Source organism: Streptomyces sp. NPDC048600 (assembly GCF_055587025.1).
Genome location: NZ_JBVJGZ010000011.1, coordinates 123,135 through 146,066, shown reverse-complemented (window position 1 = coordinate 146,066; position 22,932 = coordinate 123,135). Strand labels below are relative to the sequence as shown.

18 protein-coding genes are annotated in these 22,932 nt (G+C 74.0%); 4 read left to right on the top strand and 14 right to left on the bottom strand.

The annotated features are described in order from the left end of the window. Positions 1-6: 6 nt before the first annotated feature. From ACZ6SQ_RS17390 to ACZ6SQ_RS17345, 10 genes are all read right to left on the bottom strand, one after another. Entirely contained in the window at positions 7-576 is a 570-nt protein-coding gene (locus ACZ6SQ_RS17390; RefSeq protein WP_469562456.1) for a phage tail protein, read from the bottom strand. After that, positions 573-2,564, bottom strand: coding sequence for a putative baseplate assembly protein (locus tag ACZ6SQ_RS17385; protein WP_469562453.1), 1,992 nt, complete (start codon positions 2,562-2,564; stop codon positions 573-575). Before ACZ6SQ_RS17385 ends, ACZ6SQ_RS17390 begins: the two co-directional genes overlap by 4 nt. Before the next feature lie 8 nt (positions 2,565-2,572). Next, on the bottom strand, positions 2,573-2,971 hold the full coding sequence (locus ACZ6SQ_RS17380; protein ID WP_469562451.1) for a GPW/gp25 family protein: 399 nt from the start codon (positions 2,969-2,971) through the stop codon (positions 2,573-2,575). A 27-nt stretch (positions 2,972-2,998) separates the two neighbouring features. After that, on the bottom strand, positions 2,999-4,813 hold the full coding sequence (locus ACZ6SQ_RS17375; protein WP_469562449.1) for a VgrG-related protein: 1,815 nt from the start codon (positions 4,811-4,813) through the stop codon (positions 2,999-3,001). Then, entirely contained in the window at positions 4,810-5,550 is a 741-nt protein-coding gene (locus ACZ6SQ_RS17370) for a CIS tube protein (protein ID WP_469562447.1), read from the bottom strand. Before ACZ6SQ_RS17370 ends, ACZ6SQ_RS17375 begins: the two co-directional genes overlap by 4 nt. A 2-nt stretch (positions 5,551-5,552) precedes the next feature. Further along, positions 5,553-5,990: a phage tail protein gene (locus ACZ6SQ_RS17365; RefSeq protein WP_469562444.1), complete on the bottom strand. Its 438-nt coding sequence runs from the start codon at positions 5,988-5,990 to the stop codon at positions 5,553-5,555. Positions 5,991-8,680: 2,690 nt separating this feature from the next. Continuing rightward, positions 8,681-8,833, bottom strand: a complete 153-nt coding sequence (locus ACZ6SQ_RS17360; protein WP_469562442.1) for a DUF6760 family protein — start codon at positions 8,831-8,833, stop codon at positions 8,681-8,683. Then, the gene (locus tag ACZ6SQ_RS17355) at positions 8,830-9,231 is read right to left on the bottom strand and encodes a hypothetical protein (RefSeq protein WP_469562439.1); all 402 of its coding nucleotides are present in this window, start codon (positions 9,229-9,231) and stop codon (positions 8,830-8,832) included. The genes ACZ6SQ_RS17360 and ACZ6SQ_RS17355 overlap by 4 nt, the downstream gene beginning before the upstream one ends. 32 nt (positions 9,232-9,263) lie before the next feature. Beyond that, the gene (locus tag ACZ6SQ_RS17350; protein WP_469562436.1) at positions 9,264-9,707 is read right to left on the bottom strand and encodes a phage tail protein; all 444 of its coding nucleotides are present in this window, start codon (positions 9,705-9,707) and stop codon (positions 9,264-9,266) included. Between the two features lie 112 nt (positions 9,708-9,819). Next, a complete protein-coding gene (locus ACZ6SQ_RS17345) occupies positions 9,820-11,406 on the bottom strand; it encodes a phage tail sheath family protein (RefSeq protein ID WP_469562434.1) in 1,587 nt (528 codons plus the stop codon). 378 nt (positions 11,407-11,784) lie between these two features. Between ACZ6SQ_RS17345 and ACZ6SQ_RS17340 the strand changes: the two genes are divergently transcribed. Beyond that, entirely contained in the window at positions 11,785-13,359 is a 1,575-nt protein-coding gene (locus ACZ6SQ_RS17340; RefSeq protein ID WP_469562431.1) for a peptidoglycan-binding protein, read from the top strand. A 241-nt stretch (positions 13,360-13,600) separates the two neighbouring features. Here the strand turns inward: ACZ6SQ_RS17340 and ACZ6SQ_RS17335 are convergent, their stop codons facing one another. The 4 genes from ACZ6SQ_RS17335 to ACZ6SQ_RS17320 all read right to left on the bottom strand — a co-directional run bounded on the left by ACZ6SQ_RS17335 (position 13,601) and on the right by ACZ6SQ_RS17320 (position 19,897). Next, positions 13,601-15,619, bottom strand: coding sequence for an ATP-binding protein (locus ACZ6SQ_RS17335; protein ID WP_469562429.1), 2,019 nt, complete (start codon positions 15,617-15,619; stop codon positions 13,601-13,603). A 40-nt stretch (positions 15,620-15,659) separates the two neighbouring features. Further along, positions 15,660-16,277: a Pvc16 family protein gene (locus ACZ6SQ_RS17330; RefSeq protein ID WP_469562426.1), complete on the bottom strand. Its 618-nt coding sequence runs from the start codon at positions 16,275-16,277 to the stop codon at positions 15,660-15,662. Beyond that, on the bottom strand, positions 16,277-16,915 hold the full coding sequence (locus tag ACZ6SQ_RS17325) for a response regulator transcription factor (protein WP_469562423.1): 639 nt from the start codon (positions 16,913-16,915) through the stop codon (positions 16,277-16,279). The genes ACZ6SQ_RS17330 and ACZ6SQ_RS17325 overlap by 1 nt, the downstream gene beginning before the upstream one ends. 183 nt (positions 16,916-17,098) lie before the next feature. Then, a complete protein-coding gene (locus ACZ6SQ_RS17320) occupies positions 17,099-19,897 on the bottom strand; it encodes an AfsR/SARP family transcriptional regulator (RefSeq protein ID WP_469562421.1) in 2,799 nt (932 codons plus the stop codon). 440 nt (positions 19,898-20,337) lie between these two features. Here ACZ6SQ_RS17320 and ACZ6SQ_RS17315 point away from each other — a divergent pair, with 440 nt between their 5' ends. Genes ACZ6SQ_RS17315 through ACZ6SQ_RS17305 form a run of 3 tightly spaced genes read left to right on the top strand, consistent with a single transcriptional unit; the run spans position 20,338 to position 22,890 of the window. Further along, positions 20,338-20,688 carry an NADH-quinone oxidoreductase subunit A gene (locus ACZ6SQ_RS17315; RefSeq protein WP_469562419.1) on the top strand — a complete coding sequence of 117 codons (351 nt, stop codon included), beginning with the start codon at positions 20,338-20,340 and terminating at the stop codon, positions 20,686-20,688. 23 nt (positions 20,689-20,711) lie between these two features. Continuing rightward, the gene (locus ACZ6SQ_RS17310; RefSeq protein WP_469562417.1) at positions 20,712-21,953 is read left to right on the top strand and encodes a hypothetical protein; all 1,242 of its coding nucleotides are present in this window, start codon (positions 20,712-20,714) and stop codon (positions 21,951-21,953) included. Then, positions 21,946-22,890, top strand: a complete 945-nt coding sequence (locus ACZ6SQ_RS17305) for an NADH-quinone oxidoreductase subunit H (RefSeq protein WP_469562414.1) — start codon at positions 21,946-21,948, stop codon at positions 22,888-22,890. Before ACZ6SQ_RS17310 ends, ACZ6SQ_RS17305 begins: the two co-directional genes overlap by 8 nt. Positions 22,891-22,932: the final 42 nt, after the last annotated feature.

Here is a 22,932-nt window from a genome sequence, read left to right as displayed (position 1 = left end):
GGCGGTTCAGTCTCCTTCGGGCGAGGGGAGGGGGATCACGGCCGTGGTGAACGGCAGATGCGCGGGGCGGGACGCCGCCACGACGGAGTGCAGGCGATGCGGGTCGACGCCCGCCGGGTCGGCGACCGCCAGGCGGACGTGCAGCCCCGCCGCCGGCGCACCGGGGAACGGGCCGAGCGGCCGGGCCGACCAGAGGGCGCCACCGCTCTCGCTGATCTCCGGCACGGTGCCGAAGGCGAGCCGCACGGCCGCCACCAGACCGCGCCGGGTGCCTCGGACCCGGTGCAGGGCCACGGCCGCGGCGACCGCGGTCCGGCGCTGGGCGAGCGGCTCGGTGCCGTCCAGCTCGGCGCCGACCCAGGTTGCGAGGTAGTCCACGAAGTCGGCCGGCGCCAGCTCGGGCGAGAAGTACGCCTCCAGCGAGTCGAGCACGTTGAACAGCGGCGCCAGGACGACGTCGAGGCCGGACACGAAACGCTGGCCGAGGTCGTCCTCGGCGTAGACGGCGGGCAGCGCCTCGCCCAGCGGCGACGGGCTGGCCAGCCCCGGGACCGTGCCCCGCGCCGACCCGCTCACCGGGCCTCGATCACACGGACGTGGTGGTCGAACGGGAAGAGCAGCGCCGCCGGTGACAGTTCGATCCGGTCGGTCGCCTCCCCTCTGCGTCCCGTCAGCGGATCGGCCGGATGCAGCAGCACCTCGTCGACCAGCTCCACGCCCGGCACCCGCTGGAGCGCGGCGAAGACCTCGCCGGAACGCAGGGGGCGGCCGAAGGGCCAGCCCTCGCCGTACGCGCCGCCCCTGAGCGGATCCAGATAGGCGTACAGCACGTCCAGCGCCTCGGCGCGCACCCGGTCCGCCCCGGCCGCACGGAAGGCGTGCAGCGTCGCCACCACCGTCACACCCTGGTAGAACGGCGGCCCCACGGCGAGCCGGGTGCCCAGCGGACGCCGTTCGTCGAGGAAGTCGGTGACCCGGGACAGCAGTTCGTCACCCGGTACGAGCTGCTCGAACCGCAGCCGTCCGCCCCGGTCGGTCGGGGCCTGGGGCACCACGAGCACCCGGACCGCGTTCTCCCCGGCCTCGGCCGCGTCCGCCGCCAGGCAGGCGATGCGCGCGGTCTCGGGCGCGGCCCGTTTCGCCAGTTCCTCGTAGTCGCGAGCGGTGACGGCCCGGTCCTGCGCGCGCAGCGCGACCGGGGCGCGTGTCCTGGCCTCCTCGACCGTCTCCCCGTCGACCCCGCCGCGTGCCGCCTCACGGTTCTCGACCTGGGCGATGTACGGAATGGAGCTGCGCAGCACGGTGATCGTGGAGCGGGCGACGTTGCCCGCCCGTCCGCCGCCGGTGCCGTACCTGACGGCGCGGATCGCCGCGCCCTTGGGCGGAACGGCACCGTACTGCCGCAGTGTGCCGTCCGGTTGACGGACGCACGGGCCGAAGGCGATCTCGCCGGTGGCGGCGTCCAGGGTGTAGTGGCGGTCGCCGGGGCGCGAGGAGGCGAAGTGCGGGACGGCGGTCCACGCGTGCCAGCCGTCCTCCCCTTCGTCCGCCTCCGTGGCGTCCCCGGCCCGTGCCGCGACCTCCAGGAGCAGCGGCGGCCGGTTCACCACGGGCGTACGGGCCAGCCGCAGCCGCTGTCCGGGAACCCCCTCGGACTCGCCGAGCGGCTCGTCGCGGACCGTCTCGGCGTGCGCCGCCGCCACCGTGCCGCCGATCGTGAAGGCGTCGACCGCCCGCAGCGAGGGCGACTCGCGGTAGACCGGCTGGCCCGGCGCGGCCTCGACCACCCGGCAGCGCACCCACCCCGCCTCGTGCCCGCCGAGCCGTGAGGCGGCGTGTCCGGACGGTATGTGCAGCACCACCTCGCCCGGCCGGTTGAGCCCGCCGGTGGTGTCCTCGTCCACGTCGCAGACGGCCCAGCCGTCGGCCGCCGTCCACGCCTCCCACACCAGCGGCGGCTGGCGCGGGTCGACGCCCACGCCGTCGACGCGGCTGTCGAGGCCGAGCACCAGGACACAGTCCGGCACGGCCGCCGTCAGCCCGAACAGCAGCAGGTCCCCGACGCGGGGCGCGGCGGAGAACACGGGCACGTCCCGGCCCGCGAACACGTCCTGCGTCCGGTCCTCGAGGCCGCCGCCCCCGGCTTCCTGGCGCAGCAGACGCGCCGCCGCGCAGGGGACGATCGTCAGATCGGCGGTGGTCGCGAAGACGACCGCCTCCTCGGTGTCCGTGCGCCCGGTGGACACCTCCGTACCGGCCGGCAGCACCACGGGTTCCGGCTGCGGGGCGGAGAGCCGGAAGGTGACGCCGGCGCGGGCGGCGGCGGGCGGGAAGAGCGTGATGCCGAGGAGGTCGAGGAAGGCCAGGTGGTTCTTCTCCGGGACCCGGTTGATCCGGTAGACCAGCTGGTCCGCGATATGGGCGACCGCCTCGATCAGGGTGACGCCGGGGTCCGAGACGTTGTGGTCCGTCCACTCGGGGCACGCCTGCTGGACGTAGCGCTTGGCGTCGTCGACGAACTGCTGGAAGCGCCGGTCGTCGAGATGGGGTGCGGGCAGGGCCATGGGGCGTGTCAGTCCTCGGAGGGGATGATGTAGAAGGGGAAGACGAGATTGCGCGGGTTGTTCGTGCCGCGGACGCGGTAGCGGACGTCGATGTGCAGCACGGCCGCCTCGCCGGGCGCCGGTTCGACCGCCACGTCCGCCACCTCGATACGCGGCTCCCAGCGTTCGAGCGAGACCAGCACCTCGTGCCGGATCCGCCCCATGGTCGCGTCGTTGACCGGCGCGAAGACCAACTCGTGGACGGCGCAGCCGAATTCCGGACGCATCGGCCGTTCGCCCGGGGCGGTCGCCAGGACGAGCCGCATCGACTCCTCGATCTCCCGTTCGCGCCGGACGAGGGCGATGGACCCGCGGGGCGCGGTGCGCAGCGGGAAGGCCCAGCCCGCTCCGACGAAGTGCTCACTCATGAGGTGACCCCTTTCCTCCGCCGTTTCTCAGAACGGCAGGTTGGCGATGACGGGGTTGGGCACGGGGACGGTCGAGGTGATCAGGGACGGCGCGTTGAGCACGCCCTGGGTGACCGCCTGGACCTTGAACTTCGGCCCGGCCTTGATGTCGACCCCGAGCCCCGCGTCGAGGTTGATCCTGCCGGTGGCGGTGAGGGTGAGGTCGGCGCCGGAGGTGATGGTCACGCCCCGCGTACCGCTGATGGTGACGGTCCCGTCGCTGGAGACGGTGAGGGTCGTGCCGGCCTCGTTCAGCTCGATGCTGAGCTTGTTCTGCCCGGTGCGCAGCCGGATGCCGTGTGAGGCGCGTGTCCTGCCGCCGGCCTCGCGCAGCTCCACGGTGTGTCCGCTGCGGGAGGTCAGCGACCGCCACTGCACCCGCCCGCTCGTCGGGTCCACGGCGGCGGCGTTGTCGGTGGCCGGGGTGGGCCGGTCGACGCCGTTGTACAGCCCCGCGAGCACGTACGGATGCTCCAGGGAACCGCGGTCGAAGGCGCACAGCACCTCGTCGCCGACCTCGGGCAGCATCAGTCCGCCGCCTCCCTTGCCGCCGAACTGGGCGACCCTGCACCAGTCGCTCTCGTACGTCGCCGAGAGCCAGGGGAAGCGCAGCCGCACCCGGTTCTGGGCGAGCGGGTCCTTGGTGTTGGTGACCAGGGCGACGGCGACGCCGGGCAGGGACGGTGTGCTGTCCCGGCCGCCGGAGGCGGTGCCGTACAGCGAGCGGAACTGCCGTCCGGACACGGTCAGCCAGGAGGTGAACTGCCGTCCGGAGGCGAAGACATGACGGACACCGGTGGCGGTGTACCGCCCCTCGAAGGGGAAGCCCGCGCCCTTCACGGCGACCGGCTGCCCCGGCATCAGCGCGGGATTCCCGGTCACCGCGACCTCCAGCTCCGCGAACGACCCCGCCACGTCGTCCGCGAGGGCCCGCGCGGCCTGGGTCACCGCGGACTGCGTGGTGAACGGCGTGCCGGTCGCGGTGAGCCGGGCCGGGCCGAAGGGCGCGGCGAGCCGCGCGGGAGTGATGTCGGACAGGATCTCCGTACTGGACCGCGCGGGCGTGGGCGAGGACAGCTCCTGTCGCGTACGGGGGTCCCAGCCCCGTACGTCGGCCGTGTCGACCTGTCCCGCGGCGGTGACGGACACCCTGCTGTGCAGGGTGTTGTGCCCGAAGTCCAGGACGTAGGGGCTCTGCGCGGCGGGCGTGGTGTCGGACGGCGCGGAGGACGCGGGAGGGAGCGCGGCGAAGGAGAGGCGGCCCCGCGGGTCGAACGACAGCCGTACGTCGTTCTCGCGCGCGAGACGGGACAGGAAGTCCCAGTCGGTGGTGTTGGGCTGGGTGGCCAGCTCGTACACGGTGGGTGTCGCGTCCACCCGGCCGAGACGGACGCCGTTGAGGGCGGCGAGTCTGCGGACGATGTCGGCCGCGGTCATGTTCGGGTAGCCCTCGACGCGCCGGTTGCGCAGCAGCCGGTGCCCCGGGTCGTAGCCGCGCAGGATCAGGTAACGGCCGTGTCCGGGCAAGGTGTCCACCTCCGCGGCGGTCACCTCACCGGTGATCATCGGCTCGCCAGTCCTGCCGCCGGCACAGGGCGACAGCACCGCCGCCGCGCCGACCCTGAGGTAGGGGAACTTCTCGGTCAGCGTGCCGTCCTCGTCGCTGAACGTGAGCTGGAAGGCGGAGGGCACGTTGACGCTGGCGTCCACCCAGCCCTCGGTGAGCCGGAGCGCCAGCGGATCCGGCAGCGTGGTCCCGTCGAGCGTCACATGCAGGACGGTGGTGAAGGTCTGCTCGCTCACGCCGCGGTCCCCCGCTCCGGTGACTCGGTGGCGGACGGGAGCAGCAGCTCCGTGCCGGGACGCAGGCGCATGGGGTCGTCGATGCCGTTGGCCTCGGCGATCAGCCGCCAGCGGGTCGCGTCGCCGTACTCGCGCCACGCGAGCAGCGCCAGCGAGTCACCGGCGACGGTCCGGTGCACGCGACGCGCCGAGAGCGCGCCCGAGGTCGGGTTCTGGCCCTTCGCCGGGGACGCGATCTCCGTGAGCGAGAGCGAGCAAGTGGCGCGCAGCGGGACGCCGTTGGGGCCGAACAGCGTGTACGTGGCGGCGGCACTCGTGACATAGGCGGTGAACTGGACCGTCGAGAAGGACCCCCACGAGAACACCACCCACGGCGGGCTGGGCGCCTTGGAGTTGACGCTCTGGGCCGTCACCTCGCAGCAGGAGAGCAGGAGTTCGACCTGGCTCTGGACGGCGGTCGACCTCGGCGTGCCCGAGGCGTCCAGGAACACGTCGAGTTGCAGGGTGGCCGGCTGGCTGCCGGTGAACTTCGGCGGCGCTCCCCGTGTGTAGGCGACCGCGGGCTCGGTGTGCCAGTTCGCGCCGCGCGTGAGACTGAGCTGGTCCGGGTTGAACTGGAAGCGCACCTCACCGATCAGGCCGCCCGTTCCGCCGCCGAGCGTGGCGGGCGGCTGATGGATGGCGAGGGAGGCGCGGGCGAGACCTCGCGCGGCCTTTCCGCCGGTGGGGGCAGCCATCGTCAGGCCCCTCCCGCGTCCGTGAAGCCGTGGTGCGCGATCTCCAGGGTCTCGGTCGCCACCGACGGGCTGGACGGGTCCAGCGTCGGCCCCGTCCAGCGCACCGGCAGCACCTCCACCAGACCCCACTGCGCCACGACCGACCGGTCTGCGCGCAGTGCGGCGATCTGCGCTGTGGGCCGGGTGATCCCGGAGGCCAGGGACGAGATCCAGGCCGCGACCCGGGCGGTGTCGGGGGTGAGGGGACGGGTGAGCCGGATCGTGGAGAAGGTCACCCTGGTGGGGAGCTGCCAGACGAAGCCGTTGTTGCCGCCCTCGTGGCGCTGCTCCACCTCGACCTCGGAGGCCAGGCCGTCGCAGCCGTTGAACAGACCGAGGTCCTGGCCGTCGATCGTGAGCTGGAAGAAGACGGTGGATGCGGGGTCCTGCGGTTGAGGCATCGGGGTTCTCTCGGACGAAGTTCTCGCTGGTGGAGTTGTCTCGGACGGGGTGGAGGGTGGCCGACGGCCGGCTCGGCGCGTTCGGTCAGCGGCCGTGGTCGCGCAGGCGGCCCACCCGCTCACGGTCCGCGCGGAGCTCCGCGCGCAGCAGCCGGGACAGCGGCGCCACCAGCCGACGCGCCAACTCGTCCAACTGGGCTGGGGAGTTGTCGGCGGCAGGCGATGCCTCGGCCGACGGGGAGGTACGAGCGGGGAGCGCCGGGGCGGGCCTCGCGGAGGCGGAGGGCGGTCGGGCGGAGGGCGGGGCCTGGGCGCGCTGGACCGGAGGTGGCGGGGTGCTCGCCGGGGGGCTCGGGCTCGGTTCAGGCGCGGAGGAGGTGTTCGGCTCCGGTGGCCGGGGCGCGCTCGTGGCGGGCGGAGAGCTGCTCGCCGCTCGCCGTCGGACGGCGGGCCGAGGGGAGGCGGTTCGGGTGGCCGGTGGGGGCGTGAGCGGCACGACGAGCCCCGTGGGGCGGCCGGGGGCCGCCGAGGCGGGTCGGGCCTGGGCGCGTTGTACGGGTGCCGGGAGGGCGGCGGGCGCGCCAGAGGACAGCGGCGGGTGTGGCGCGCCGGGCGTCAGGGGCGGTTGGTGTGGCGTGTGAGGCGGCAGGGGTGGTTGCCGCGGTGCGGAGGGGGAAGCCGTGTCGGCGGTGTGCGGGATCGGTCCGGCCGCGGGCGGACTCTGGTGAGTGGGGCGGCGCGGGGTGAGCGGGCGGGCGGTGGCGAGGGGGAGTACGGCTTGGCTCTGAGCCCGGGGTTGCGGAGTGCTGGACAGGCCGTGCGCGGGGGCGGGGGGCCGTCCGTGTCCTACGGCATCCTCCGTGCGAGTACCCCGCTCGGCCGGGTTCCTCGGGGCCGTGGCGCGCCGCTGCACGGGCGCGGAACCGGTGGGGGAGACCACACTCTGCGGGGGCTGTGAGCTGGGCGGGGCGGTTCGTCGCTGGAGGGCTCGGACCGGTTCGGGGCTGCCCGAGGAGGAGGGCTCCTTGGTGGGGACCGCGGACGTTCGCCGAGCGATGGCCGGTTCGCCGGAGTCGGCCGTGGGCGTGCTCCCGGTGCCGCGGGACCTGGGCGATGAGGACGGTGTCGTGGATCCCGTGGTGGGTCCGGCCTCGGCCGGTGCCGGCCCGGCGGGCGGCAGCTGGACGGGAGCCGTGCTGGGCGAAAGCGCTTTGGAGGTCGCGGATGGCGCCTGAGTGGGGGTGGAGCTTGGCGTCACGGCCTGCGGCGCCGGGCCGCCGGGCGTGGTCGTCGTCTGTGCGGGGCGTACGTCGTGCCGACCCGAACTGGTCGCCGGGGCCGGGCCGGGCGTGGCAGGACCGGCGGTCTCGGAGGCCCGGACCTGGTTGGGGCCTGCGGGGCCCGACGGCAGGGGCGGGCCGATCGGGGAACGGCGTGGCGTCGTAGGTGCGGGACGCGCCGGTGCGTCCGGTGCACTGCGCTGCAGCGGGGCGCCGATGCCCTTGCGAGGGGCGGGGGAGGGCACGCTCCAGTCGGCACCTGGGGCACGGCGTGAGCGCCGTATCACCGGACGGCCTCCCGTCGGTGCCGTTCGTGGGCGGGGGGTGGGTGTCCCGGCCCCGTCGGGGGAAGACGGGGCCGGGACAGCTGGGGGCGGTGCCGGGACCGTGGCACCGGGTGTGAGTGCGGGTGCGCCGGGCGCGGGCGAGGGTGCGCTCGGCACCGTCGGCGCTTCCGCGCGCTGCACATCGGCGGTCTGCCGGACCGTGGGAGCGGCTGTGGGTGGCGTTGGGGCTGAGGGGTGGACGTCGGGAGCGGCTGTGGGCGGCGTCGAGGCCGAGGGGAGGACCGCGGGAGCGACCGTGGGCCGCCCTGAGGCCGAGGTATCGACCTCGGGCGCCTCGGCGCGCTCGCCGCCGGCAGGTGCCAACGGCGGCCGCCCGTCGACGACGGGCGCGTTCGCGGCACGCAGCTGCCGTTTCGGATGCGTCGGGCCCACGGCACGGGCGACGGTGAGCGGGTCACGGGACGGCTGGACGGCGGACGCGACCGGAGTGGCTCGCTGAACGATCGGCCCACCGGTACCGGCCACTGGGGTGTGGCCCGGGGCAGAAGGAGGCGAACCTGCTGCCTCCGGTCGGCCGATGCCCTCGTGGACGGAAGTCCCTGACGGGCGGACGTGTTCCGTCCGACCGGTGCGGAGATCCGGTACGGGCGCGGCCCCGGCGGTCCGTTGGACGGACGGCGCGGCCGGGCGCTCGCGGTGCCCGAGTGCGTTCCGGGACGCCGGAAGAGGGCCGGCAGCCGCCGAGGGCAGCTGAACGTCCGGACCCGCACCGCCCGCGCGCGCCTCCGGCGCCGGACGCGCCACGTCGAGCAGCAGCCCGCTCGGTGCGTCGGCGGCGAGACCATGCCCCAACTCCCGCTGGAGAGAGGGATTCCGGTGAGTAGTGAGGGAGTCCGCGAATCCCGGATGCGTGACGGAGCGCGGGCGCCCCAGCACACGCTGCACGGGCGGGAGGGACGCCCAGGCGTCGCCGACGAGGGGCGGTGGTACGGACAGCCCCTCGTCGGCACCGCCGGTGACGGCGGGCACACCGGGAACACCGGAATCGTCGGCCCGGGAGACCCCCGTCCTGCCGGACCGCCATCTGCTGAACATCCCCACCCTGTGCACCCCCTTGGTCTCGCTACGCCTGTGTGCGCTCCGTCAGTGCCGCGGCCTGTGCGGCGTATCTCTTGCGGTCCGTGTGTTCAAGATCGAGGATGTCGTCCAGGGACCAGTGGAAGCGGTAGGCGAGGTACGCGGTCTCCTCCTCGATCCGGTCGGCCCCGTACGTCACGATTCCCCCAGGCGGCTCCCCGCCAGGTCGACCTCGAAGGACTCCTGGCAGTGCGGGCAGGCCACGGCGGCTCGCGTGTGCCCCTCCGCGTTGATCTGCCGGTAGAAGTCCTGGAGGAACGCCAGGTCGGAGGCGAACATGTTCTCCACGGTGCCGTCGTGCACGGCCGGCAGTGTGCCGAGCCGGGTGATGACCCGGCCCAGCAGTACGACCGACAGATAGGCGGGGTTCTCCCGGACCCGCACGTCCCGCAGGGGGACCAGCTCGTCGCGGGCCGTCGCCAGCCGCATGACACCGTCGCGGTGGACCGTGCCCAGCTCGTCGACGAAGCCGCGCGGCAGCTCGAAGCGGAACTCCGTGCGCAGCGGCTCGTGTTGACGCGGTGCGGGGGGAGGCATGACGGCGGTACCCGCAGGGCCTTCGCCGCGCTTCACTCGATGACCAGCTCTTCGAACACGATGGTGACGGCCTCGGTGAGCGCGGACGCGTCGCCCGCCTTCACCCCGCTGGTCTCGACCTTGCTGCACCAGGCGCTGCGCAGGTTGTACCGCTTCACCGGGTTGTTCTGGTAGTCCATCATCATGATCGTGGCGTTCTTGCGCGCAGATCCCATGTCACCGGCGATGGACTTGTTGATCCACTCGGTGAAGACCGCGCTCTGGGTCATCCCGCGGGTGACCGTGCACTCACCGGCCTTCTTCACACCGGGCATCTTCTTCACCACGGGCCTGCCGTCGGCCGAGACCTGCTGGTACTCGATGACGTCCTGCTCCATCGTCAGACCGCTCACCTCCTGGAGGTACTCGACCATGACTCCGTCGATCTGGAGGCCGAAGTTGTGTGTGGTGAGCGCGTCGCCGGGTTGCAGGGACATGCGGTGTTACTCCTTGTCGGGACGGGACGGGACGGGACAGATGTGCGCGGGCGCGCTGTTCGCGAGGTATGGCGGGATCACGGAGCCGCAGGGGCACGAGGACGGCCCCGTACTACTCCTCCAACTCGCCCCCGCCTCCCGAGAACTGGGCGAGGCGGAAGACCACGAACTCGGCCGGCTTGACGGGCGCGATGCCGATCTCGCAGACGACCCGGCCGAGGTCCACGGACTCGGCGGGGTTGGTCTCCGCGTCGCACTTCACATAGAACGCGTCCTCGGGGCGCTGCCCGAACAGGGCCCCGGACCGCCACTCGTTGACGAGGAACGCGGATATGTTGCGCCGGATACGGGCCCACAGAGCCTGGTCGTTGGGCTCGAAGACGACCCACTGGGTGCCGATGAGGATCGACTCTTCGAGGTAGTTGAAGTAGCGGCGGACGTTGAGGTAGCGCCACGCCGGGTCGGAGGCCAGGGTCCGGGCGCCCCACACACGGATGCCGCGGCCGGGGAACGCGCGGATGCAGTTGACGCCTACGGGGTTGAGCAGGTCCTGTTCGCCGCGGGTGATCTGCAGTTCCAGGTCGGTCGCGCCGCGCACGATCTCGTTCGCGGGGGCCTTGTGCACGCCGCGCTCGGAGTCGTTGCGGGCCCAGACGCCGGCCATGTGCCCGGAGGGCGGGACGGTGCGGGTCTGCCCGGACGCCGGGTCGAACACCTTGATCCACGGGTAGTAGAGCGCGGCGTACCGCGAGTCGTAACCGGCCGTCTCCTGACGCCACTTGCGGATGTCGCGGGCGTTGAGCCCGGGCGGCGGGTCGAGTACGGCCATCCGGTCGCCCATGAGCTCGCAGTGCGCGACCAGGCCGAGCTGCACAGCCTTGACCTGCTCCAGGTCGAGGACTCCCTGCTGGTAGGCCGACATCAGGTCGGGCACGGCGACCATGCTGACCTCGTCGAACGCCTCCAGCCCACCGAAGCCGGTACGGTCCGCCGAGTCACCGATGAACCGTCCGGGCTCCGGGACCGCGACGGCGTCACCGCGGCGGTACACGGCGGGCGCGGTCGCCGTCGTGGGGGGCGCCAGGACCACGGACTGTGCGTCCGGCCTGGCCGGTTGCCCGCCGGGAGCGGCCTCTTCCAGCACGATCGTCTTGGAGCGCTGGCGGATCTGGGTGACGGCGTAGTTGCGCGCGGTCTTCTTCGTGCTGACATCGAAGCTCTCGACGACCTTCTCGCCGTCCTTGACGACCAGCTTGAACCGCTCGGTGTCGCCCTCGACGTCCTGCACGTCGACGGTGAGGGCGCCGTCCTGCGCGGATCCGGCGGTGATCGCCGCGACCCTGAACGGGCCCAGCGCCACGGCCTCGCCCGGTACGGTCACCGGCTCGGGGGCCGCCGCCGAACCCGCCGGGGCCTGCGCGGCGCCCTGGCTGTCCGTGCCGCCGACGCGGACGACGTAGGCGGCGGTCCCGCCGTTGTTGAAGAAGCCGTAGACGGAGTGCGCGAGGTAGTAGCCGTCCGTGAAGTCCCCGAACGCCGCCACGAACTGCGACCAGTTGGTCACCAGCGTGGGCTCGTCGAGCGGTCCGGTCGGCGCGAGGCCCACGAAGGCCGCGACCGAGGTCCCGACGCCCTCGATGGGCCGGGACCCGCCGGCGACTTCCTCCACGTAGACGCCGGGGGACAGATAGGTGGGCACGATCGGTTGCTCCTTGTCGGCAGTTGGGGGCGCGGCGGACCTCCGGCTCGTGCACGCCCCGCACGGGTGACCGGGCGGAAGTCCGGACGCGTACGGCGCGAACGTCGTGCTCACGTCCAGGAGTCCGGGAGCACATCGCCGGTCCTGGCCTGCTTCCCTCCTCGTCCGGGGGGCCGCGGTCGTCCTGCGTCGACTCTCGTCGCGCGGGTGTGCACGCGGCGAGGAACGAAGAGGCGCTCGTGAGGGCAACCGCGGCTGCCCTCACGGACATCCGGTCCGACCGGTCCTCGGGCTGCGTGGACAAGGGCAGCGAACGTTGCCCGGAACGCGGGTCGTTCGGGCACTCGGCAAAGGGAACCGCGCCCTAGCCTGCGCTCCATGACCATGTGGACCTCTCTGGACCCGGCCGAGGTGAGTGTCGAACCCGGGGCGCGGGCGGGTGCCCGGCTGCGGGTGCGCAACACCGGTGACACCGTCGAGGAGTACCGGCTGTCGCTCGTCGGCAGGCCCGCCGGCTGGGGGCGCGTCGAACCCGACGTACTGCGGCTCTACCCGGGCGCGGAGGGAACGGCCGAGATCTCGTTCGCCCCGCCGCGCTCCCCGGACGCGCAGGCCGGTCCCGTCACATACGGGATACGCGTCGAGCCTCGAGAGAACACCGTCGTCCGGGACGTCGTGGAGGGGCGGCTGACCGTCGCGCCGTTCACCGAGATGCGCGCCGAGCTGCTGCCGCCCACGCTCACCGGCCGGTTCCGGGGGAAGGCCCGCCTCGCCGTCGACAATCTGGGCAACACGCCGCTGACCCTGGCGCTGACGGCCCGCGACGAGAGCGACCGGCTGGAGTGCGAGATCGAGCCCACGGCCGCGCAGATCGCGCCGGGGCATGCCGCGTTCGCCGGGATATCGGTGCGGCCCCAGGCCGTGCGGTGGACCGGCGGCGAGCAGACTCACCGGTTCACGGTGGCGCTGCGCCGGCCGGACGAGGACGTCCCGAAGGTGCTGGAGGGTGGCTACACACAGCGGCCCGTTCTCGGGCCCTGGCTGGTGGCCGTGGCCGGACTCCTGGCCACGGCCGTGATCGCCTTCGCCGTCCTGTGGTTCGGCTTCTCACCGAAGACCGTCAGCACGGCCAAGGAACTGCGCGCGACGCAGGAGGCGGACCCCGTGCCCCAGGGCAACGGCGAGCCCCTCCCCGACGCGCCCGACCTGCCTGACACCGGCGACGACGCCCTTGCGGGCCCGACCCCGGAGGGCGCGCCGCCGCCCGGCGACGAGGGCGGCGGTCCGGACGGCGGTTCCGGGAGCGGCTCGCGCGACGGCGGCTCCGAGGGCGGCGCCCCCGACGCCGGCGCACCCGCGGACGGCGGCGGCGAACCGGCGGCACCGAAGCCCGCCAAGACCGGGCCGCCCTGGGGGATGGGATACGAGAAGGACCCCGTCGTCGAGTTCGCCCAGGAACGGCTGGCCGCGATGGGCGACTCCAACCCCTGCACCCTGCGCGGGAACTGGAGCCGGGGCGTGATCGACAAGGCCACGCGCGACTCCATCGTCTGCTACCAGCGCAAGAGCGACAGCGACGACAGGAACACCGCCAAGATCCTCGACACGGATCAGGAAGGCACCCTCGGCCGGGCCACCCTGACCTCGATGTGGGTCCAGAGCGTGAAGCCGGACCAGGTGCGGCCGGGCACGACCAGCTGGCAGACCACCCAGGTGATGGCGGCCTTCTGGTGGGCGATGAACCGCGGCTTCGACGCCCACGACCTCGACGTCGCGCACGCCAACGCAGAGCTCGGCATCGACTGGTTCCGCACGGGCAGCGAAGCGCCGACCCGCTACAGCGACAGCGTCGCCGCGCACATCCGTGAGTACCAGTCGGCCATGGGACTGTCCGCCACCGGGGTCGTCGACTGGGCGACCCTGCGCAAGATGCTGGGCGGGGGAGTGCACTGACCGCGTGCCGCGAGCAGCGTCCCGTACGCCGAGAGGGTGCGTACGGGACGTTTCCCTGAACGGGGCCTGCACGTTGAAAGGGCGCGGGCCCCCTCCTCACACCCGACTCCGCACGCCGAGGGGGGCGCTGGCCCCCTCCTCACACCCGGCTCCGTACGCCGAGGGAGGCGCGGACCCCCGCCTCACACAGGCCTCACACGCCACACCCCACCCCACGAACTCCACGTACCCCACGCACCCGTCAGACCGCCCAGGGCTCCCGCGTGTCCGGCAGCAGCCGCCCCGCCTTCTGGTACTCCCGCCGGGCCGCCGCCCGTACGTCGTCTCCGGTCACCCGGCCGTCCCGCCCGGCGGCCAGGTATCCGGCGGTCACCGCCGCCGACCGGATCGCGCCCCCCGCCAGCTCGAACCCCTTCGCGCACTCCGCCACCGCGTCCGCGACGTCGGCCGCCAGCGGGGCGCCCTCGAGGCAGGAGTGCCACAGCGCCACCCGCTGCTCCACGTCCGGGAACGGGAAGTCCACGACCAGGTCCAGACGCCGGGTGAACGCCTCGTCGATGTTGGCCCGCAGGTTGGTCGTCAGGACGGCGATCCCGTCGAAGGACTCCAGCCGCTGGAGGAGGTAGGCGCTCTCCAGGTTGGCGTAGCGGTCGTGCGAGCTGTTGACCTCGGAACGCTTCCCGAAGACGGCGTCGGCCTCGTCGAACAGGAGCACGCAGTCGGTCCGGTCCGCCTCGGTGAAGATCCGCTCGAGGTTCTTCTCCGTCTCGCCCACGTACTTGTCCACGACCGAGGACAGGTCCACCACGTAGAGGTCCAGGCCCAGTTCGCCGGCCACGACCTCGGCGCCCAGCGTCTTGCCGGTGCCGGACTCGCCCGCGAAGAGCGCGACCACGCCCCGGCCCCGGCCGCCGCCGGGGCGCAGCCGCCAGTCGCCGAGCACCCGGTCGCGGTCGCGGGCGCGTCCGGCCAGCTCGCGCAGCATCGCCAGCGGTTCCGAGGGCAGCACCAGATCGGTGAAGCCGACGGCGGGCCGGACGCGACGTGCGTGGCTGTCGAGCAGGGGCGCGGACATCAGCCGGGCCCCGCGCTGGATCTGCGCGGCGGTCAGCGCCGTGCCCTCGAACCGGGCGAGAGCCTCGGCCGAGCGCGCGGCGGTGCGGATCCGGTCCTCGCCGAGCCGGTACGGCGCGACGACCGCGCCGAGGTCGAAGTCCCGCTTCGGTGAGGGGAGTTCCCGCTCCCAGACGTCGAGCGTCGCCGCGTCGGCGTCGGGGGCGTCGAGGGACAGCAGCGTGACGCCCGGTGCCCAGTCCGGGTCCGGGGCCTGTGGACCGGCCAGGACCAGCGTCACATCCGGTGCGCACAGGGCGCGGATCAGCGGTCCGGGGTGGGGCGGCAGCGGGGCGACCACGACGGCCGCGCCGCGCAGCCGGGCCTCCCGCAGCAGGGCGGACCCCACCGTGGTGCCGTCGGAGTCCGGCCGCAGCCGCAGCACGGTCCGTCCCCGGGCGCGCAGCGCGGCCGCGACGGACTCGGCGGCGGCGCCGGTCGGGCGCCGCTCCCGCAGATGAACGCTGATCGGCCCGGCGCCGCAGATGCGCCCGGTCAGTGCGGCGAGCGGGCCCGCCGACGGGGCGGAGGGCGTGCCCTCCGTGCCCTCCGACGGAACAGGAAGGAGCAGTTCCACTCCGGCCGCCGAGAGGTCCGGGTCCAGCCTCGTGTCGTCGCCGAGCAGATGGGCCACCACCCGTTCCGGCACCCGCAAGGACCGTCCGGGCAGCGGCCGGTCCTCGTCCTCGACGACCAGGAGCCCGCCGGAGCACAGCGGAGCCCGGGGGTGGAAGCGGTCGCGGGCGGCCGCGTCGTGGGGCCCGGTGCCCGCCAGGTCGAGGGCGAGCGCCACCGTGGCGCGCCGCCTCCCCACGTCGTCGTTGAGGAAGCCGTACAGGGCCTCGAACCCCCGGTCCACGTCCGGGGCCAGGGCCGCGACCAGGACGGACAGGTCCAGCGGGGTGAGCGTGAACGTCCGTGCGAGCAGGGCGAGCCGGTCGCCGCCGTCCTGCACGTCCGGCATCGTGACCGCCCGGTCTCCGGGACGCGGCGACGTCGTCGCCAGGCGCAGGGCCGTGTCGTGGCTGACGTACAGGCCCCGCAGCGGGTCGCGGGCCGTCGGGTCGTCGGCGGCACGGGCCTGGACCAGGGCCGCGACCCGCTCCCGCAGCGTCTCGAGCAGGTCCAGCAGGCGGTCCGTACTCATCGCGGGGCCCTCCCTTCGCCCGCCCCGGAGTGCCACGGGCTCATGTCTGGCCCCCCGTGCGCCGCAGCATGCGCGGCCGCGCGTCCGACGGCTCCCCGTCGACGCCCCGCACCCTGATCTCCGCGCCCTCGGTGACCGCGGGCGCCACCTCGTACACCGGGGTGACGGGGAACGGCGTGCTGATCACCACGTCGAGCGAGGGCTTGAGCTCCCCGCCCAGCGCCGACCAGATGTCCGCCAGCGAGCGCCCCTCGGCCGGAGGAACCGCGACGGTCAGCGGAACGGAGGCCGCAAGGCCCCGCACCACCTCGGGCATCGCCTCGTCCGGCAGTGCCTCGTGGGGCAGCAGCAGCGCCAGGGCGGCCGACAGCAGCCGGTGTTCGTCCTGCGGCCGGGAGGTCCACGCCGTCACCAGGTACGACAGCCGGAACCAGCGTCTGGGCTGGCGCCGTTGCAGCACGACACCGCGGGCGTCGCGCTCGGCGTACGCACCGCGCTCGCGGCGCGCCACGTCCTCACGGATGTCGTACAGATAGGCGTTCAGCGTCGGTGTGGTGCGGCGGGCGGCCCAGTCGCGCGTGGGCGCCTCGAAGGAGACGTCGCCGTCGACCGCCGGGTCCAGGAGGCGGCGCAGCGCCTCGTCCATCTCGTGGATCATCAGATGTAGCCCTCACGGAACGCGTAGGCGACCGCATGGGCCCGGTTGGTCAGGCACAGGCGTGTCATCAGGGCGTGCAGGATGTTCTTCACGGTGCGTTCGGAGTAGGCGAGCTTCTCGCTGACCTGCCGGGTGTCGAGTCCGTCGGCGAGCAGCCGCAGCACGTCCACCTCGCGCGGAGCCAGCCCGAACAGCGGGACCGCCGAACCGGAGGTGCTCGCCCGGTGCAGCCGTCCCACCTGGTTCAGCAGCCGGCTGATCAGGTCGGGAGGCAGCTCGCCGTCGCCGCGCGCCGCACTGTGCACCGCGCTCAGCAGACGCTGTTCGGTGACCTGGTGACGCCAGAGGATGGCACGCACCCCGTAGTCGACCACCGCGAGCAGATCGGGCTCGCGCAGATCGCGGGCGATCAGTACGACGCGCTGCTCCCCGCCGCGCACCAGCCGGCGCAGTTCGGCCGTGGTGAGCTCGTCGACCCGGTCCATGAGCATCACCGCGACCCCCGTGCCGTCCTGCTCCGGGTGCTCGCGTCCGGCGACGACGTCGATCGTCGGCTGGTGCTGTAAATGGCTGATGAGTCCGGTCCGGCTGAGCGGATCGCTCGCGTGGACGGTCACCGCCACCCGTCTCGTGTGCACGATTGTCCGTCTCCCTTCTGCGCCAGGTCGTCCGGGGCCGGGCACCCCCGTACGTCGCGTCGGCCCGGCCCCCGGTGACGTGCCCCGGTCGCGCTGGTCGGGCGCTGTCCAGGGACGTCCTCGTGGTCGGTCACAGACTCACCGGGCGTTTCGCCGTTCGTCTGCCGCCCGGCTAACGCCCGGCTAACGCCGCGTTGCCGTCGCGATGCCGAGCTGTCGGAAGGCGGCCTCCGCCCGCTGCACGCCCTCCTTGTAACCGTGGGCCGAGGCCAGCTGGCGGGCCCGGGTGAGCGCGGCCATGCCCGCGGTGGTCTTCCCCAGACTCATCAAGGCCGCACCGGCGGTGGCGGTCAGCATGCTGTGCCGGATGCCCACGAGACCGTTGGTGGTGTCGCCGTCCAGCGCGAGCCCCTCACGCGCGCAGGCCAGCGCGCCCGCGGGGTCGCCCACGGTGATCAGCTGGCGCGCGCGGTGCTCCAGCGCCAGCAGCTCCGTCATCACGTCCCCGCTGCCGCGCACGAGCGTCACGGCCCTGGCGGTGTGCGCGAGGGACTCCTCGCTCACCCCGAATCTGTCCAGCGCGACCGTGAGATTGACCAGCGCGGTCGCCTCGCTGGACACGTCCCCGGCCCGCGCGGCGAGCGCGGGCGCCAGCCGCAGATGCCCCAGCGCCTCCTGGAGCCGGTTCTCCTGGGTGAGCACCCAGCCGACGAGCGCGCGGGCCCGGGACTCGCCGTCGGGGTCGGCGGCGCGGGCGGCCGAGTCGACCGCGTCCTCCAGGAGAGGCGTCCAGCCGTCGTGCGCGTTCCACAGGATGTACGGCCACTGCAGGATGCCCAGCCGCCAGGCACGGTCGTGGTGCCCGGCCGCACGGGCCGCCGCGACGGCGGCGGCGAGGTTGTCGCGTTCGGCCGCGTACCACAGCAGCGCGGCGTCCCGGCCCGCGAACAGCGGCGCTCCGGCGCGCGGCAGACGGGCGTTCGACGGCAGGGAGCAGCACGCCCGGTCGTCCGGCTCGGCGGCGCGCGTGGCGGCCAGGGCGGTGACCGTGTAGTGGTCCAGCAGCCTCAGCAGCGCGTCCTCGTCGGCGTCGAGGCCGCGGGAGTAGAGCCGGACCAGGTCGTGCAGCGTGTGGCGGCCGGGCGCGTACTCGGTGAGCAGATGGGCGTCGCAGAGCCGGTCCAGGGCCTCGGCGGCGACCGTGGGCATCCGGTCCATCAGCGCGGCGGCCGCGGCCCGGTCCAGGTCCGGGCCGGGCAGCACCCCCAGCTGCCGGAACAGCCGGGCGGCCTCCTCCGGCAGGCCCTCGACGGTCAGATGCAGCGCGGCGGCGACCCCCTGCGAACCGGAGCCCCCGGAGTCGTCCACCGACAGCAGCGACAGCCGGCGCTGCTCGTCGGCGAGCTCCACGGCCAGGTCGGACAGGCGCCAGCCGGGCCGGGCGGCGAGCTGCGCGGCGGTCACCCGCAGCGCCAGCGGGAGACCGTCGCAGAGCGCGGCGAGCCGCCGGGCGGCTGACGGCTCGGCGTCGACCCGGGGGCCCACGGCCGCCGCGAGCACGGCGGTGGACGCGTCGGGCCCGAGGACGTCGACAGGGACCGGACGGGCGAGTTCGGTGACGACCAGACCGCCCAGCCGGAGCCGGGACGTCACCACGGTCGCGCTCCGGGAACCGGCCGGCAGCAGCGGCCGGGCCCGGTCGGCGCCACGGACGTTGTCCAGGACCACGAGCAGGGCGAGCTTCTCGGTGAGCGAGCGGTACAGCGCGGCCGCCGCGGTCGCCGACTCCGGTACACGGCAGGGCGGCACACCGAGAGCGGCCAGGAACTCGCGCAGCGCATCGCCCGGTTCGACCCCCTCGTCCGGACTGAAACCCCGGAGATCGGCGTACAGCACACCGTCCGGATAGGCCGCCGCGCGCTCGTGCGCCCAGTGCAGTGCGAGCGCGGTCTTGCCGACCCCGGCCGGACCGGTGACGACCGCGATCCTGGCCGACGCGACGGCGGCGTCCAGCGCGGCGAGCTCCTGCGCCCGCCCGACGAAACCCCGCGGGGTGCGGGGAAGGAGGTCCGGGGCCGGGAACGGCACCGACCCCTCGGCCGCGCTTCCCTCCGCCGCGAGCACCGCCTCCACGACCTCACCCGACGGGGCGCCTGGGTCGTTCAGAAGCGCCACCGCGCCGCCGTGCGCGTCGGGCCGGCCGGCCGCGACGGCCTGCGCCTCGGGCATCTGCCCGTTCGGGCCGGTACCGCGCAGCAGGGCCTGATAGGCCGCGCGCAGCGCAGGACCGGGATCCACGCCCAGTTCCTCCGCGAGCTGCGCCCTCGTCCGGTGGTAGCACTCCATCGCGTCCGACTGACGGCCCGCCCGGTACAGGGCCAGCACCAGCGCCGCCACCAGCGACTCGCGCAGCGGATGCGCCACGGACTCCGCGCGCAGGAGCGTCGCCGCCGCGACATGGTCACCGAGCCGTCCGTAGGCGGCGGCGAGGTTCTCGACGACACCGAGCCGCGTCTCCTCCAGTGCCTCGGCGGCGGCTGAGAGAGGCTCGCTCGTCGCCGTGCCCGTCAGCGCGGGGCCGCGCCACAGCCCCAGCGCCTCGCGGAACACCGGCACGGCGTCCGCCGGGTGCTTGTGGCCCCTGGCCAGGCGCACCAGTTCCTCGAAGCGGTGCACGTCCAGCAGCTGCTCGGGCAGACGCAGCTCGTACGCCGTGCCGCGCGTGGCCAGTTCGACGCCGTACTCCGCCGCCGCGTGCTCGTCGAAGAGGGCCCGCAGCCGCGAGACATGGCCCTGGACGACCGTACGGGCGCGCGCGGGAGGCTGTTCCTCCCACACCGCCTCGATCAGACGGCCCACCGGGACGGCGGAGTTGGCCCGCAGCAGCAGCGCGGCGAGGACACTGCGCCGTTTGGCCGGGCCGAGCGGCAGTTCGCCCGGCTCCTTCAGCACGGACACCGTCCCCAGCAGCCTGAACTCCACCCCGTGCCCACCCTCTTCCGTTGTCACGCCGCCGGATGCCGCCCCGTGCGCCGCCGTTCGAGCCCGCGGCGGCCGCCGCGTCGTCGCGGCCTCGCATCCGGTAGCCAACCCTCCCATTCGCGGGGCTCGTTCAGTACGTGTCAGCACATCGTGTGAGATACAGCGCACAGCGGAACGTCGCCCCGCGGGTCGTCGTCGGGCGGAGCGGAGGGGGGCGTCCGGCGCGACACGGGCGGCACCGCGCGACGCGACCGTGCCAGGTTCACCGGGGCGGACGAGGCCGGGCGCGCTCCACGGCGTGCCCGCGGACCGGCGGGGAGCCGCCTCCGGCACCCTGGCCGAATACGACAGTTTCAGGTGGTTTGGCCCTGCCTGCCGGGGCTGGGCCCGCCGGTCGCGCACCATGTGCGGATGGACGCCGAGAACGGAGGTCGGGCGGGATGGACCCGTGGCAGCCGATGCTGGTGCTTCTCGGCGTGGTCGGCGCCGGTCTGGCCGCCCTCTACGGGCTGCGCGGATGGCTGGCGGCCGAGCGGTCCCCGCTCGAGACAGGTCCCTTCTCCGGCGGCCTCCGGCCGGGCGAGCACGCCGTGTCCCGATTCCATGTCCGCTGGTACCCGGTCACCATGATCTTCCTGGCCTTCGACATGGAGATGCTCTTCATGTACCCGTGGGCCAAGGTCGTCGCGGAGGTGGGCACCCCGGCGGTCGTGGAGATGTTCCTCTTCCTCGGGATCCTGTTCGCCGCGGTGGCGTACGCCTGGCGCGAGGGGGCTCTGCGGTGGACCTGAGGCGCCTTGCCCGGCGTACGGCCATGAGCCGTCCGGCCGTCCTGGCGGTCACCCTGCCCGGAGCCACGGCACTGCGGCTCGAGGTGGAGAGAGAGGTACGCCGACTGGGGTGGCCGTCGGCCGCTACGCCCGCCGCGGCGGATCTCCTGGTCGTCTGCGGCGCCCCCGGGCCGGGGGACTCACGGTGGCTGGACGGCGTCGAGCAGTCGATGCCGGAGCCTGCCGTACGTGTCGCCGTGACGGAAAGCGGTCAGTCGGCGCACGCACTCGGAAGGGCGCGCCGGGAGCTGATCGACAGGGCGGTGACGGACCGCGACGACCGGGCCCAGCACACGGCTCCTCCGGAACGCGGCGGCGGCCACGCCCACCCGGAGCCCTCAGGACACGACATGCAGGGCACACATGACGCCCAGGGCACGCACGGCATGCATGACGCGCACGGCTCGCACGACATGCACGCCATGGGCGAGATCGCCGGTCTGCCGATGGCCGAGAGGGCCCAGGACCGCGACGCCCTGACCCTCGATCAGCTGCACCTCCCGCTCGGACCCGCCCTGCCCGACTGGCCGGCCGGGCTGGTCCTCAGGCTCACCCTGCAAGGAGACGTCGCCCAGGCCGTCGAGGTGGACCACGTCCCCGTGCCGCCCGGCGGCGATCGACTGCCCTTCTGGGACGAGCCCTGGCTGCGGGCCGCGCGGGGCGACGAGGTCACCAGGGACGACGCGGCGCGTCGGCGCTGTGCCGCACATCTGGACAGCGCGGGGCGGCTCCTTGCCGTGGCCGGCTGGGCCGACGCCGCTGCGCGATGCCGACGGCTGCGCGACGAACTGCTGTCGGGGGCACCGCGCGAGCGCGCGGGCGGCGAGCTGGACCGGACACTCTGCCGAATCCGACGGTCCCGCCCGCTGCGCTGGTCCCTGGCCGGACTGGGGCACCTGCCCGCCGACCGGGCGCGCGCCGCCGGAGTGAGCGGCCCGGCGCTCGCCGCGAACGGTGACGCCCACGACCGGTTGCTGAGGTGGCTCAGCGAGATCGAGGCCGCCCTCGAAGGGCTCGACGACACACAGCCCCTGCCGCCCGACGACCGCACGGGCCCGCGCGGCCGGCTCGACGGACCACGACCGCCCTCGGCGGCGCTGCTCGACGTCCTCCCCGGACTGCTGACCGGCTCCGAGTTCGCCTGCGCGCGGATCATCCTGGCCAGCCTGGACCCCGACCTCGAAGAACTCGCGCTCGCACCGGTGACCGAGGGGGCCCATGCCTGACGCAGCGCCCCTGTGGGCGGCCGTCGCCCTTCCCGCCGTCCTGTCCGTCGCCGCCGTGGTCACGGCCGGATTCGACGCGGCGCTGTCGGCGTCGGCCGAGCGCGGACGCGCCGGGAGCACGCGGGGGACCGCGCTGCGGGCGCTGGAGCCGTTGCGTGAAACCCTGCGCCTGCTCGTCCAGCAGCCCCGCCGTACGACGGTGTCCGACCGGTTGCTCGGCAGGCTGGGAGTGGTGCTGGTCCCGGTCGCCGCGGTGCTCGCGGGAGCGGTGCTGCCCTGGGGGTTTCGCGCGGTGAGCGATCCGTCCGTCGGCATCGTGTGGTTCAACGCGATGGAAGCCCTGGCGTGGGCGGCCGTGTGGCTGGCGGGCTGGGGGCCGAACTCCGCGCTGTCGCTGATCGGCGGGTACCGCTTCCTCGCGCAGGGGCTGGCGTACGAACTCCCCCATATGTTCGCGATCACCACGGCCGCGCTGGGAGCCGGGTCCCTGCGGGTCGGGGAGGTGGTCGCGGCGCAGGACGGCGTGTGGTTCGTGGTGTGGATGCCCGTCGCGTTCGTCGTCTATCTGCTGAGCGCGCTCGCGATGGCGTTCTGGGGGCCGTTCGCGTACCCCCTCGCCCGGGACGCGGCCGGTGGGGCGGCGGCCGAACTGGCCGGCGCGGACCGGCTGGTGCTCCTCGGCGGGCGGTGGCTGCTGCTGGTGGTGACCGCCGGGTTCAGTGTGCCGCTGTTCCTGGGCGGCGGTCACGGCCCGCTGCTGCCGGGCTGGGCGTGGACGCTGCTGAAGACCGCCGCCGTCCTGGCCCTGCTGGTGGCCGCGCGGCGGGCGCTGCCGGTGGCGCGCATGGAGCGGTACATGGAGGTGGCGTGGATGGTGCTGGTGCCGCTGTCGCTGCTCCAGGCGCTCTTCGTCGCCGTGGTCGTGATCAACCGGTGAGAGCGAGGTGCCACCCGTGTCCGACGGCGTGATCTTCTGGGC

Excerpts from the sequence above, each read along its gene's own strand:
- ACZ6SQ_RS17385 (WP_469562453.1), bottom strand. The coding sequence starts at position 2,564 with ATGGCCCTGCCCGCACCCCATCTCGACGACCGGCGCTTCCAGCAGTTC.
- ACZ6SQ_RS17380 (WP_469562451.1), bottom strand. The coding sequence starts at position 2,971 with ATGAGTGAGCACTTCGTCGGAGCGGGCTGGGCCTTCCCGCTGCGCACC.
- ACZ6SQ_RS17370 (WP_469562447.1), bottom strand. The coding sequence starts at position 5,550 with ATGGCTGCCCCCACCGGCGGAAAGGCCGCGCGAGGTCTCGCCCGCGCC.
- ACZ6SQ_RS17365 (WP_469562444.1), bottom strand. The coding sequence starts at position 5,990 with ATGCCTCAACCGCAGGACCCCGCATCCACCGTCTTCTTCCAGCTCACG.
- ACZ6SQ_RS17355 (WP_469562439.1), bottom strand. The coding sequence starts at position 9,231 with ATGCCTCCCCCCGCACCGCGTCAACACGAGCCGCTGCGCACGGAGTTC.
- ACZ6SQ_RS17350 (WP_469562436.1), bottom strand. The coding sequence starts at position 9,707 with ATGTCCCTGCAACCCGGCGACGCGCTCACCACACACAACTTCGGCCTC.
- ACZ6SQ_RS17340 (WP_469562431.1), top strand. The coding sequence starts at position 11,785 with ATGACCATGTGGACCTCTCTGGACCCGGCCGAGGTGAGTGTCGAACCC.
- ACZ6SQ_RS17335 (WP_469562429.1), bottom strand. The coding sequence starts at position 15,619 with ATGAGTACGGACCGCCTGCTGGACCTGCTCGAGACGCTGCGGGAGCGG.
- ACZ6SQ_RS17330 (WP_469562426.1), bottom strand. The coding sequence starts at position 16,277 with ATGATCCACGAGATGGACGAGGCGCTGCGCCGCCTCCTGGACCCGGCG.
- ACZ6SQ_RS17315 (WP_469562419.1), top strand. The coding sequence starts at position 20,338 with ATGGACCCGTGGCAGCCGATGCTGGTGCTTCTCGGCGTGGTCGGCGCC.
- ACZ6SQ_RS17310 (WP_469562417.1), top strand. The coding sequence starts at position 20,712 with ATGAGCCGTCCGGCCGTCCTGGCGGTCACCCTGCCCGGAGCCACGGCA.
- ACZ6SQ_RS17305 (WP_469562414.1), top strand. The coding sequence starts at position 21,946 with ATGCCTGACGCAGCGCCCCTGTGGGCGGCCGTCGCCCTTCCCGCCGTC.